The sequence below is a fragment of the Pseudoalteromonas sp. S1609 genome (genome assembly GCF_005887255.1).
Lineage (GTDB): Bacteria > Pseudomonadota > Gammaproteobacteria > Enterobacterales > Alteromonadaceae > Pseudoalteromonas.
The window spans coordinates 66,468-78,902 of sequence record NZ_PNDJ01000032.1; the positions used below are offsets into that span (position 1 = coordinate 66,468).

Sequence of the window (12,435 nt, forward strand, 5' to 3'; positions counted from 1 at the left end):
CCTCATCAAAGATGAAATCTCGATAATTCATTGTTTTGCTGAAGTAAGAACGATATTAGCTTAGTTAAGCTCTCATTTAACATTTAAATTTCTTGGTAAGCGTTGCAAGTTGAATTATACTGTACAAATAAACAGTATAGAGGTGCGTATGTTTGTTATTCCAATTTTTATAGAGGCCGGTATTACAGGATTTGAGTCTCCTGCAGCAGAATATACAGAGCTTGGAATTTCACTCGATGAAATCATAATAAAGCACCCTAATGCGACATTTATCGGTTTAGCATCGGGTGAATCAATGCAAGATGTAGGGATTTTCGATGGTGACTTACTCGTTGTAGATAGAGCTGAAAATGTGAGTACTGGCGATGTGATTGTTGCGAGTTATAACGGGACTTTTGTTTGTAAAATAATAGATAAAACAAACCGTTTACTCATTTCTGCTTCTAAAAACTATCAGTCTGTTTATATCTCTGAAAATGATGACTTTAAATTAGAAGGTGTTGTTACTTCAAGCATTCGTCTTCATAAGAATAAAGCCGAGCTGAGTCGATGTTTGCCCTCGTAGATGCTGTTGCTTTTTATGCGAGTGCAGAAAAGGTCTTTGACCCCTCTATTCGCTTTAAACCAGTTGTGGTTCTAACAAATAACGATGGGGGTATTTGCGCCATATGCCCTATTGCCAGAAAGCTGAACATTCCAAAATTTCAGCCTTACTTCAAAGTTAAAAACTACCTAGAACAACATAATGTGGTTGTTCGCTCATCAAACTATGAGCTTTATGCTGATTTGAGCGATCGAATGATGACGGTTATAAACCGCTTTTGTGATGACCACTATGTTTATAGTATCGATGAGTCTTTCCTTCGTTTTACTGGCTTCACTAAAATCATTGATGATTGGGCCGACTATGGACAAACAATACGCCGTGCTGTTTGGCGTGAAACCGGTCTACCCGTTGGTGTTGGGTTTGGTACGACACCTACGCTAGCTAAAGCCGCCAACCATGCAGCTAAAAAGCTGTCCGGCTATAACGGTGTTGCAGTTATTAACGATGAGCATTCTCGCCAAGCAATACTGACGCGAATGGATGTCACTGATGTATGGGGCATAGGCTCCCGTTTAGGAAAGAAACTTAAACTCATGGGGATTAACACAGCTTGGGAGCTCGCTTGCCAAAATCCTAAGGCCATGAGAAGAATGTTCAGTGTTGTCGTTGAGCGAACAGTCAGCGAATTAAACGGTATTGCGTGTTTAAGTTGGGATGAAGTAAAGCAGAATAAAAAAGAGATATACTCTACAAGAAGCTTTGGTGAAAGAGTCTGTGATATAACAACACTAAAATCAGCTCTCGTTACGCATGCTGCCATTGTTGGCCGCAAACTGAGGAATCAGCACTCTTTAGCAAAACGTATCGTTATATTTGCTGCCAGCTCACCTCACGAAGAATTTTATTATAAAAAATCACTTCTATATGAGTTTCCCATACCTACATCGGATACCAGTGTTATGGCTAAAGCCGTCTCTGACGTCATAAATGATATTTTTAAAGTAAATACGCGCTTTTATCGCTGCGGTATTGGTGCAATAGAATTAGAAAGTGAGTTATTCCAACAAGCTGACATGTTCTCTGTCAGTGAAGATAAACCAAGGATGATGGAGTGCTTAGATGCTATAAATAAACGTTATGGCGTGGGCACTTTATCAATCGGCAGTGAAAAGCTTACACAAACGTGGAATATGAAGCGTGCTTTCTTATCACCTCACTACACAACACGTTGGTCAGACATCCCTATTATAAAATGCAATTAAATAGGTTATTGTCTATTTATCAATCCTAGTTTTAGACAGTGACGTTATTGGTTAAAAAAGTCAGGTATAAGGAATTTAAATGAAAGCGCTAATATTAATACTAACTTTGATGGCCTCCAGTAGTGCCTCAGCTCACAGTGGTCGAACGAATTCAGAGGGTTGCCATAACGATAAAAAGCGAAACGAGTATCACTGCCATAGCAGTAAAAGCAAGCCAACATCCAGTTCGCCAAATATAATTAAACCAGTGCCAAAAGGCTTCGCAATTGGCTCGCTTACTTATAATAGAAAAGATTGGCCACATTGGGTTGATGCCGATAATGACTGCCAGGATGCAAGAGCTGAAATACTCATTAGAGATTCAAAGTCACCAGTTAAATTTAAACGAAATAAGCCCTGCAACGTTTCTTGGGGTGAATGGATAGACCCATACACTGCTCAAACATTTTATCAAGCCTCAGATATCGACATAGACCATATTGTACCTTTAGCCCATACCCATGAAATGGGGGGTAAATACTGGACTCGAGATCAAAGAAGAGCATTTGCCAACGACTTTGAAAATCTCTTAGCTGTAGAAGACAACGCAAACCAATCTAAAGGCGCTCAGCCGCCACATAAGTGGATGCCCCGAAATAAGCACTTTCATTGCGATTACCTAAATAAATGGAAATACATAAAAGGTAAATATGGGCTCAAAGAAAGTTTTAACGAAAAAACGTTTATCAACAATCTAATTAGTTCAAATGGTTGCAACTAAAAACATATGCGCCTAACGTAGACATCTCTAATTTGTAGTAGCTCATATCCGATCTTACAGTTTAAAAGAACGGGTTTAGACTTCGCCTGACAGGCGGCTTTGAGCGATAAGCGGACACTGAGGTGAGTAGTCATTGACTTAGTAAGAATAAGAGGAAACTTTACTCTTTTTTAAATGTTTATATAAGCTACATAAAGCATAATATTTATAGTTGGCAATAACTTACAGTATTTGCTATTAATATAAGTTCATTAAATAAGGACGTTTTCGCGCTAAAATAGGGAAAGTGTCCTCTGATAAATCTTTTATATTGGCATCGCACTTTGGAGTGAGTTTTGAGTTGGGTAAAAAATGCTAGTTTAAGTATCAAAATATTAAGTGGATTGCTGTTTTTAGTTTATCTAGCAATATCACTGCTTAAAGAGTACATTTTTATTGAGTTATATATGGGACTATTGTTTTCAACTTTAATAATTCCATTTTCAATTTTAGCAATATTAGTTACAGAAAGTTCCATATATAAATCATTATCTGATACCAAATGGACCTCCATACTTATGGGGTTGGCAATTGCAATCTACTTGTCGTTAGCAAATATATGGGCTGGTGTGGAAGTTAATCGAATCTTTGAAATATCCCCCGGAAACTTGCCTTACACAACAACAGCATTAACATTAGTTTACTTCTTAAACACTATAATGCTGCCATTAGCACAATTTGCTTTTTATGCAGTTTTCGCTTTAAGTTCCTTTTGGATTATATACGTACTAGTAATTGACTTTCAAAATATTAAAGCTTTTGGTAAAAGGGTCTTATATGCAGTACTGACTATTTTCTATGTTGGAACTGTTATGGGAGGTACTTCTGGCATTGATAAAACTAAAGATAGCTACGCTATTAAAATCGCATTGTTTGCCGATTTTAATAAATATCATAGATGTACAGAACAAATGCCCAAAAACCTTGAGGGCGTAATATTTTTATCCTCAGGTTCTGTATTAACATCAGAAAAAGTAATTGAAAATGGTAAAGCTAACTATGAGTTTAATGTTTTGCCTTGTAAGCCAATATAACAAGGGTTTTAAAGTCGGACTCGTAACAGTTTGCTCGGTTCCACTTCGTTTCACATTTTAGCAAACTGTTTCTCGCCGCTTAAAACGGCGTTAAATGCCTGCATGATGCACAAGGAGTCCTGTGAATATTCTGAATAATAGAGAGATTGCAATTGCGTTATGGTTACTAGCGATTTCGATTTATCTCCTCTTATCTCCCAAAATGGTTGAAGTAAGAGATTCTTTTAAAAGTCTTATATCTGCGTTCTTTGTAAAGCAGATTCAGGTAGTACTTTGGCTGATGTTTGCTTACATGTCCGCTGTTATCTACTACTTATCAGAAGTCGATTTATGGAATATTGAACAGCTAAAAAACACTATTTTTTGGTCTGTATCTGTTGGTTTGATATCACTTTTTAAGCTTCAGTCAATTAAGAAGGATAAAAGCTTCTTCAAACACTCCGTCATAGACAATTTAAAATTATTAACAATCCTTCAGTTCATCATAGGTGTTTATACTTTTTCGCTCTGGATTGAGGTTATACTCGCGCCTCTCTTAGCTATCGTAGTTATGATGCTCGCGATCGCTGAAACTGATAAAAGACATCACAAAGTAAAGGTACTTCTTGAATACTGCTTATCACTATTTGGTTTTATCCTGATTGCTTACACTTTTTATATGTTAGTTACCAACTTCGGTGAATTTAGTAAAGAAAAAACTGCGTATGATTTCTTTGTTCCCCCATTGTTAACCTTATTATACTTGCCATTTGTTTTTTTTATGCTGTTATATTCAACTTATGAACAAGTATTCGTTCGTCTTAAGTTCTCTATAAAAAACAAATACTACAGATACTTAGCAAAGTTATACGCGGTTATACTATTCAACGTGAGAATGAGTTTACTTGACCGTTGGTCTTATCAAGTTGCAAAAGAAAACGTCGAATCTCATGCCGATCTAATAGCAACTTTTAAGTATATATGTAAGGTACGTTCCGCTGAGAGAAAACCTAAAGAAATATCAATAGACCTCGGCTGGAGCCCTTACAAAGCAAAGGATTTCCTTGTTCAAGAGGGCTTTGATACGGGATTTTATAATAGGAGTTACGATGAAGAGTGGTTTGCATCCTCCAGAATGGTAGAGTTTGGTGGCGGCCTACTTGCAGATAATATCGCTTATTATGTTGAAGGGACGGAAGATATCGTAAATACGTTAAAAATCAAAGTTAACGTAAATGATGCAAGCAGGTCAGAAGAAGCTCAAAATAAGCTTATCGAACTAGGAAATGCCCTATGTATTCAAAGCTTAGGTGTTCGATTGCCCGAACAAATGGGAAATGCAATTGTTAACGGGAAAGAGCATTCCGAATGGTGGGAAAACAAAAAAATTACGTTATTTATAGAAAAATGGGCTGGTCATAGATTTAATGGTTATGATCTCAAACTCGTAATTTCAAGTATTTAAAAAGGCATTTAACAATAAAATTAAACGCAATTAAAACAGTAAGTTACTTGTATCTTCGCTTCATGTTATAGCCCACTGCTTAAGTCCGCTTATGGCACTTATGCGACTGTCAGATTTGATTAAGCCCTAACAATCAAACCTGACAGATAAAGTTAAAATTTATTCATCTAATTAGTCGCCAATTCAAACTTAGTTGACCATTACAACTATATATTAGTAACGTCTATATATAATGATTCATCTATATTCGAAGATGATACTGTTGCTTCACTGAATTCGTAAGCGTCACGCTCACCATCTCTCGCTAATGGCAAATTAATAAAATCGAATAGCTCTCTGTCAGCCAACTGGCTTGGGCTAATGTTTTGAATAGATTTAAATATACTTTCAACACGGCCTGGTGACTCTTTATCCCAATCGGTTAACATCCCTTTAATCGACTGACGTTGTAGGTTTTCTTGTGAGCCGCATAAATTACAAGGAATTATAGGGTAGCCTTTGTGTTCAGCGTAGGTAATAAGATCTTTCTCTCGACAGTAAGATAAGGGACGAATAACGACATTGCGGCCATCATCTGAACGTAGTTTTGGAGGCATCGCTTTCAATCGAGAACCATGAAACATATTTAAGAACATAGTTTCTACAATATCATCCATGTGATGACCAAGTGCTAGCTTAGTCGCACCAATTTTTTCTGCAAATGAGTATAAAGTACCACGACGAAGACGAGAGCAAAGACCACAGGTAGTTTTACCTTCCGGAACTTTTTCTCGAACAACTGAATATGTATCTTTGTCCACTATATAATAAGGAATGTCTAATGTCTCAAAGTACTCTGGCAAAATATGTTCAGGAAACCCAGGTTGTTTCTGATCTAAGTTAACCGCAATGACATCGAACTTTATTGGGGCTGACTTCTGAAGCTGCAATAAAATGTCAAGCATTGCAAATGAGTCTTTCCCTCCACTTATGCAAGCCATCACAACATCCCCATCTTCAACCATATTATACTCAGTTATAGCATTGCCAACATTTCTTCTGAGTCTTTTTTGAAGTTTATTTAGTTCAAGCGTATCTATTCTGGTATCTTGTAAGTTCATTGGTTTTGCCCACACGGCCAGTGTGACTGGCAGTTATACATAAGTAGAAGTTTGGCGAGGATTATACGGCATTTAGTGCGTAGATGAAATATTCCATCAATACAAAATAGTGTGGCTTTTGCAGAATTGAGAGATATGACACCCAAACTAATTTTTGTAGTTTTTATTAGTTAAGTTACTTAATGTATCTAGCCTAAACTTATATGTACTCGTATTGTATATGTTTCTTTCCCCCCCAATATCAAACATTGTAGTTATACTTTCTTTAGTGTTTAGGAACTCTTCAAACTTGGGTCCGAGTAACCCTTTAAATGACTCATATTTGTCATTCATTGATTTGTATTCTCGCTTTATCGAATCTTTTTGATACTCAGCTTCGAGCTCAAATAATGTAATATTACTTTTAAATTTAGTACAGCCATTTAAAAGTATTCTTGGTGGACCATCTAAAAGAGGTACAAAACTAAAAACTTTATAATTCCTCGTTCCAGCAAGTAGTGGATGCATATTTTTCATATATGTATCTTTAGACTTTTTAAATTTTTGGTTACAAAAACCACATGAAGGAACTAAATTATATAATGTAGTTGCCAAAAATGGATATCTACTTTTAGGATAAAAGTGGTCTAAATCAGGTCTCGCTGTTACATCTTTTCCATAAGTAATTTCTACATCCCTTTTATTACAGTAAGGACAGATTTTCAAAGAACTCGATTCAATTATAACTTGCCCAAATTCAGTTCTAAGAGCCTCATAGTTAAAAATTTTTTGAAGCTTATCAAACCACAACGGATAGCTCTTTCTAACATCTTTTGGGGTAACTGTAGTGCCTAAGTGTACATTTCTAATCCTGCAACATATTTGGTATATTTTTACTGGGCTTGTTGCCTTTTTAAGTTTTATAGAAAAGTAATTGGCTAAGATGGAATATTTATCATTGTGAATTTTATCCAGCTCAATGATAACTTTATCCTTTAATGCAAGAACAATATTTACATCTGCATCTATTTTAGATTTAATCAAATCCACGTCAAAATTCAAATCATAACTTCTAAAATAAAAGTACGGGTTGTATCTATCAGCAAGAAGAGGATATTTTTCATAAATTTCACTTATCTTTCGGCTCAACCTTTTTGGAGGACAAAATACTAAGCTCAAAATAAATGATTCGCTAAATAAAGAGCTGTAAAAATTTGCATCAATCTTGGACAGCTTCCTCACTTCTGCATATATAGCTTTTTGCTGTGATAAAGCATTTTTTAAAAAATTAGAGCTCTTTAATCTTTTTTGAAAGCCTTTAGGGAAAGAATATTTAAATTTAATCATTCAACAAAGCTTCCTGAAGTGCTTTGTTACATATTTTATTAGCTAACTTAATCTGTTCTTTTGTCAACGGTATACCATTGAGCTTTGCATCTATCATATCTTGGAGCTTAGCTCTCGAATGCTCCCCATATGTTGAATCTAAGTGCATTCCTTCAAGATAGAAGTCTGATAACTTCGTTCCAAACCCTAATGAGTTTTGAAGAATGGTTCTTCCATCTTCAACTTTTAAAGCTAAGATATCTTCCGGTAGAAAATCACCGATAATAAGTGGGGAATGTGTAGTTATAATAAACTGTGTTTTTGACTCGTAACCAATACTTTTTATTAATTCTATTAGTTCAAAAATAAATTTTCGTTGCCATTCTGGATGTAAATATAGATCAGCTTCATCAATTAAAAATAACTTAAATCCAGGTGACTCATCTGCTATTAAACAATTAAAAATAGATGAAAATAAACTTGTTTTAGCAAACTCACCACTACTCAAGCCTTGCCAACCATGGTCAATATTTTTTTGGAGGTAATTTGGAAGTTTATTAATTTGTTCTGAAACATATAGAATATCAAGAGCCTCTTTTACTTTCACTTGTTCTACTAATCCTGAATAATTTGTAAAGTGAATGAGACTACCTGATGGAAAATATTCTTTTAAATTAAAAATTAAATCTCGTAAATATGGATCAAAAATCTCACTACTACCACCAACAATGTCATTCTCAATTATAGTCGATAAATTTACACAACTAATATTTCTAACAACCTCAAATAAAATATCTAAGTCTTCCTCTACTGCCTTTTTAAATATTTTGCATAAATTGACGGTTGAATTATAGTTTTTTTTATCTACTGAAGAATAGTTAGTTATTGCATTTTCTATTGCCTCTGTAATACACCTCCATATATTCAGGGGTGAATGAACATTGCTAATTTTTAGCGAATTAGTTTCGAAAAAAAGTTTGTTAACTAAAGCCATACATAGATCAGCAGATAAACTTTGCTCAATATCAAACTTTTGAATGTTATACCTGAAAACATTTAAAATTCCCTTGGCTAATATTGCCGCAGAAGTTGTGTCATCTAGTTTAGAGTCCGGCGGAACTAAAACAGCCAATGCCTCTCCATCATTAACATACGATGAAAAATTACCTAAAAACAAATCGCTTAATTCATCTGTCAAACGTTGAAGGGACCCAGGAATATCGCTCGGCCCTCTGATTGAATCGAGAGAAGATAAAAACTTATCTACTCCTGAATCAGAGAGTTTATATTTTTCAGGAAATCTAAGGAGAAGCTCTCTATTGTCATAAAAAAAACCTCTTTGCGTAATATCGTAGAGAAAGGATTGCCTCAACCAATTCTTTAGGGCTGGGGTCCATCCTCTAAACTTAAAAGTATAAAAAACATTACTTTCATTTGCTTTGTTCTTATGACTTAAATATGTAACCAAGTTACGTAGTTGCTTGGTTCTATTTACTTTACTACTACTTAGCCTTTCAGATGTTAGGTCGACAACATTTTTCATTTTAGGCTTTTTATTTGAGCTAAATTTGGATAGGTTATTAACTTTTACAATTATATGTCTATTTTCCGAAGAAAATTTTTGTACTGAATACTCTTTAAGTTGATCACAAAGCCTCACATCTAACTTACCAATATTTAACTCAACTTTAGAAAATAAATTTAGAGTCGAGTCAAAAAATAAATAAAAACCAGAGCTTTCGTTGTAACTATGAATACTTTCAATAAAGTCTAATACAGAGGTTTTTCCGGAGCCATTCTTACCTATGACAGCTTGTAAATTTAGACCTTCATAATAATCTGGTACGTAATACTTATTTTTGCTTATCTTTAATACACCATCATTAAAATCGAAAATAAATTCAGACATCAGAGGTATAAAGAGGTTTTTAAGTTGATGATGTTCACTAATATAAACGCAGGCTAATTTCATACTATGCATGGATTGATCTTTTCATTGAATATACAGTGAGCTAAACAGTAGAACAATAGTAAATATGTCTTTGTATTATATATCTTTCATTTCTCGAGCAAATATTTTAACAGCTTTTAATAACACTTCCCTTTCTCTTAATGTATGTTGAAGGTGCTCCTCAACCTTCATCAAAATAAATTTATTTTTGTTAGTGTCAAAACTTTCTTTGTGAACCTGTGCAATCCAAGCCTTTAACTGCTTAGTAGAAACTCCAATTTCACTAGCCACTTCAATAATTGGTGCACCGGTCTCAATAAGTTCATGTAATTTAATATTCACTCTAGAAGTATTTGTCATAAGTACCCACGCGCTTAGGATTCCTAAGTATACATGATAGACTAAAACTTAGAGAATCTAAGTATAAAGTCGTTTTTTATGATAATTCATTGGAATATATTAACCCCATACCAACTCAGCTTGCTAAAGCCAGAAAAAAAGCTAACTTATCTCAAAAGGATTTGGGGATTCTTATTGGTCTTGATTCTAGCTCTGCGAGCAGTCGCATGAATCACTATGAGAAAGGTAGACACACACCTGACATTAAAACGCTGAAGAGAATATCTTTAGAACTAGGAGTTCCACTAAACTATTTCTTTTGTGAAGACGACATAACAGCCGAATTGGTAATTCAGATAGCTAACTTAAATAACTCCGAGAAGGAAGAGTTATTAAATCAAATTAAAGAAAACTTTAAAGCAAAATAACACCCTCCCCGAATATTTCTAATAGCACGTTTTGTAAAACATCATAAGCCTGAAAATACATCAAATCTTTCATTCTTCTTCCATAGTTAACAGTTACCTTATTTTTTGTTAAGTTTAAAACCTTTAACCTGTTGTAAATAATATAAAAAAATATTTTCTGTATGTTATTATTCAATATAAGGGAAGGACAGTTACACTATGCTCGATATGCTGCAACATTTACAGCGTGTTGCCCCTATCAAGTTTGATCTTTTTGCGGTTAACCTTGACCAAAAACAACCAGGCTTCCCTGAGCATGTACTGCCTGAATACCTTGATAATTTAAATATTGAATACAAAATTGTCGAAGAAGATACCTACAGTATTGTTACCGATATTATTCCTGAAGGTAAAACAACCTGCTCACTTTGCTCTCGTCTACGCCGTGGTATTTTATATCGTACAGCTAAAGAGCTAGGCGCTACTAAAATCGCATTGGGTCATCACCGCGATGACATGATTGAAACCTTGTTTTTAAATATGTTTTATGGCGGCAAACTTAAAAGTATGCCGGCTAAACTAATGAGCGATAATGGTGAACACATGGTTATTCGCCCATTAGCTTATTGTAAAGAAGCCGATATTAGTCAATACGCATTTAATCAAGGCTACCCTATTATTCCGTGTAACTTATGTGGCTCACAAGAAAACTTACAACGTAAGCACACCAAGAACATGCTAGAACAATGGAATAAAGAGCACCCAGGGCGTATAGAAAGTATTTTTACTGCAATGCAAAATGTTGTACCTTCGCATTTAGCTGATAACCAATTGTTTGATTTTGCTAATCTGCAAACCGGTGACGTTATTGATGGTGGCGATATCGCGTTAGATAAACCAGATATTCCAAAAGCGCCAGTTAATCCTGAACAAGATGAACTAAACCAAGCCGACGTAGTTACCATAAATTTAAGCTAACTTTTAAGGGTTTGCAGTAATGCAAACCCTTCACTCTGTTCTATGCTGCTACTTACCGGCAGCTAATCCTTGTAAAAACTCTAAACTCTGCAATTCTTGTTTATTCGCCTGATAAGGTAGCTGCTGTAAGCTATCGTAAGCAAAATCTTCAATAGTAAACTCACTCACTTTACTTTGCCCAAAGCTGTTACGCTCACCTGGGCTTGGCGACATACGCTCAATAACAAAGTCACTCAATCGTAAGCCATTTGTTTGCTTAGGCAAAACAGACCAATGCGCTTTAAAATCAATTTTTTCGCTGCCCTCATTTAAACGTGCTTTAGCAACTAAATGCGCTAATGGCGAACTACCACTGTATAAGTTAGCTCTTAAGCGATATAAGCCACTTTTTATAACCGTTAAATTAGCAGGCACTATCATATTATCATTACGTGGATACGCGCTATCAAAGCTAGTTAGGGTTGCACTAGGCGGCATATATTGTATTTGTGCCACCACAGGGACCATTTTACCTGCAATGTCGGCTTCAACTAATAATTGTAAATTACGAGGATAGTCTTCCTCACCTTTAAACGTAATTGCTAGCTTATTGTCACGAGCAACACCGCTATGTGTTTTTAACGGCTGTTTGGTATCCGTATCACTGAGTGTTACCTGTGCTTTACCTAAATTTTGTGCGCTTATGGTTAATTCAATTGCTTGCGGATAGACATAGCGATATTGAGATAAACTTAAGGTTAACTCCCCCCCTTGCTCTCCTACAGGGCTAGTAACAGGAAAAAACTGATTTGGCTTAAGCCGGTCTTCATCATATACCGTTAAAGGTTGCGAATAAGGTGGAAATGCTAAGCTTTGCTGATATTGCTGCGCGACTGCCGATGCTGCTTTTGCTATATCTTCATTAAACTCATGCTGCTCTTTAGGCATGTTTTTTATGCTCGGTTTAACATCTAGTACCTTAGGTTTTGCTGGCATAGCTACAAATTCAGGTGTTTTTTTATGCTCTTTAGCTGTTGTTTGCGAAGCTGAATAACTAGCATTGCCTTTACCTAAAAACCACATCAAGCCGGTAACTATTATTACTAAAACAATAACGTAGGATTTTTTCATTGTTATTTATCCTATAAATACTAGGGTCTGTTGACCTTTCAAGGTTGAATTTGCAGCAGTCTGTTTGGTATTTAGGCAAGGCAGAGCCTATGTGGTGTGGTTATTCCCCATAAATAGGCGATAACGCAGCATCAATACCAAACAGGCGCAGCCCTTCGG

General features: G+C 35.5%; 11 protein-coding genes and 1 pseudogene. 7 read left to right on the forward strand and 5 right to left on the reverse strand.

The features are described from left to right. The first annotated feature begins 148 nt into the window (after positions 1-148). The 5 genes from CWB76_RS09360 to CWB76_RS09380 all read left to right on the forward strand — a co-directional run bounded on the left by CWB76_RS09360 (position 149) and on the right by CWB76_RS09380 (position 5,086). Entirely contained in the window at positions 149-565 is a 417-nt protein-coding gene (locus CWB76_RS09360) for a LexA family protein (RefSeq protein ID WP_138607070.1), read from the forward strand. After that, positions 550-1,809: a Y-family DNA polymerase gene (locus tag CWB76_RS09365; RefSeq protein WP_138607072.1), complete on the forward strand. Its 1,260-nt coding sequence runs from the start codon at positions 550-552 to the stop codon at positions 1,807-1,809. The genes CWB76_RS09360 and CWB76_RS09365 overlap by 16 nt, the downstream gene beginning before the upstream one ends. Positions 1,810-1,888: 79 nt before the next feature. Beyond that, positions 1,889-2,569, forward strand: a complete 681-nt coding sequence (locus tag CWB76_RS09370; RefSeq protein WP_138607074.1) for an HNH endonuclease — start codon at positions 1,889-1,891, stop codon at positions 2,567-2,569. 335 nt (positions 2,570-2,904) lie between these two features. Further along, positions 2,905-3,642 (forward strand): hypothetical protein, encoded by a 738-nt coding sequence (locus tag CWB76_RS09375; protein ID WP_138607076.1) that lies wholly within the window; start codon positions 2,905-2,907, stop codon positions 3,640-3,642. Between the two features lie 121 nt (positions 3,643-3,763). After that, complete coding sequence (locus CWB76_RS09380; RefSeq protein ID WP_138607078.1) at positions 3,764-5,086, forward strand: hypothetical protein; 1,323 nt, start codon at positions 3,764-3,766, stop codon at positions 5,084-5,086. 206 nt (positions 5,087-5,292) lie between these two features. Here the strand turns inward: CWB76_RS09380 and ttcA (CWB76_RS09385) are convergent, their stop codons facing one another. The 4 genes from ttcA (CWB76_RS09385) to CWB76_RS09400 all read right to left on the reverse strand — a co-directional run bounded on the left by ttcA (CWB76_RS09385) (position 5,293) and on the right by CWB76_RS09400 (position 9,802). Next, positions 5,293-6,186, reverse strand: coding sequence for a tRNA 2-thiocytidine(32) synthetase TtcA (gene ttcA / locus CWB76_RS09385; protein WP_138607080.1), 894 nt, complete (start codon positions 6,184-6,186; stop codon positions 5,293-5,295). A gap of 147 nt (positions 6,187-6,333) precedes the next feature. Next, the gene (locus CWB76_RS09390) at positions 6,334-7,512 is read right to left on the reverse strand and encodes an HNH endonuclease (protein WP_138607082.1); all 1,179 of its coding nucleotides are present in this window, start codon (positions 7,510-7,512) and stop codon (positions 6,334-6,336) included. After that, positions 7,505-9,472, reverse strand: coding sequence for an AAA family ATPase (locus CWB76_RS09395; RefSeq protein WP_138607084.1), 1,968 nt, complete (start codon positions 9,470-9,472; stop codon positions 7,505-7,507). Before CWB76_RS09395 ends, CWB76_RS09390 begins: the two co-directional genes overlap by 8 nt. A 66-nt stretch (positions 9,473-9,538) precedes the next feature. Next, complete coding sequence (locus CWB76_RS09400) at positions 9,539-9,802, reverse strand: transposase (RefSeq protein ID WP_138607086.1); 264 nt, start codon at positions 9,800-9,802, stop codon at positions 9,539-9,541. Positions 9,803-9,891: 89 nt separating this feature from the next. On the opposite strand from CWB76_RS09400, the gene CWB76_RS09405 reads away from it, so the two are divergent. Both CWB76_RS09405 and ttcA (CWB76_RS09410) read left to right on the forward strand, forming a co-directional pair. Next, positions 9,892-10,209: a helix-turn-helix domain-containing protein gene (locus CWB76_RS09405; protein ID WP_138607088.1), complete on the forward strand. Its 318-nt coding sequence runs from the start codon at positions 9,892-9,894 to the stop codon at positions 10,207-10,209. 180 nt (positions 10,210-10,389) lie between these two features. Then, positions 10,390-11,166 (forward strand): annotated as a pseudogene (ttcA, locus tag CWB76_RS09410) (tRNA 2-thiocytidine(32) synthetase TtcA); the annotation flags it as partial. A 48-nt stretch (positions 11,167-11,214) separates the two neighbouring features. Here ttcA (CWB76_RS09410) and CWB76_RS09415 read toward each other — a convergent pair. Then, positions 11,215-12,276 carry a hypothetical protein gene (locus CWB76_RS09415; RefSeq protein ID WP_138607090.1) on the reverse strand — a complete coding sequence of 354 codons (1,062 nt, stop codon included), beginning with the start codon at positions 12,274-12,276 and terminating at the stop codon, positions 11,215-11,217. Positions 12,277-12,435: the final 159 nt, after the last annotated feature.

Bases quoted from the DNA above. Each gene is read 5' to 3' on its own strand.
- CWB76_RS09360 (WP_138607070.1), top strand. From the start codon at position 149: ATGTTTGTTATTCCAATTTTTATAGAGGCCGGTATTACAGGATTTGAG.
- CWB76_RS09365 (WP_138607072.1), top strand. From the start codon at position 550: ATGTTTGCCCTCGTAGATGCTGTTGCTTTTTATGCGAGTGCAGAAAAG.
- CWB76_RS09370 (WP_138607074.1), top strand. From the start codon at position 1,889: ATGAAAGCGCTAATATTAATACTAACTTTGATGGCCTCCAGTAGTGCC.
- ttcA (WP_138607080.1), bottom strand. From the start codon at position 6,186: ATGAACTTACAAGATACCAGAATAGATACGCTTGAACTAAATAAACTT.
- CWB76_RS09390 (WP_138607082.1), bottom strand. From the start codon at position 7,512: ATGATTAAATTTAAATATTCTTTCCCTAAAGGCTTTCAAAAAAGATTA.
- CWB76_RS09395 (WP_138607084.1), bottom strand. From the start codon at position 9,472: ATGCATAGTATGAAATTAGCCTGCGTTTATATTAGTGAACATCATCAA.
- CWB76_RS09400 (WP_138607086.1), bottom strand. From the start codon at position 9,802: ATGACAAATACTTCTAGAGTGAATATTAAATTACATGAACTTATTGAG.
- CWB76_RS09415 (WP_138607090.1), bottom strand. From the start codon at position 12,276: ATGAAAAAATCCTACGTTATTGTTTTAGTAATAATAGTTACCGGCTTG.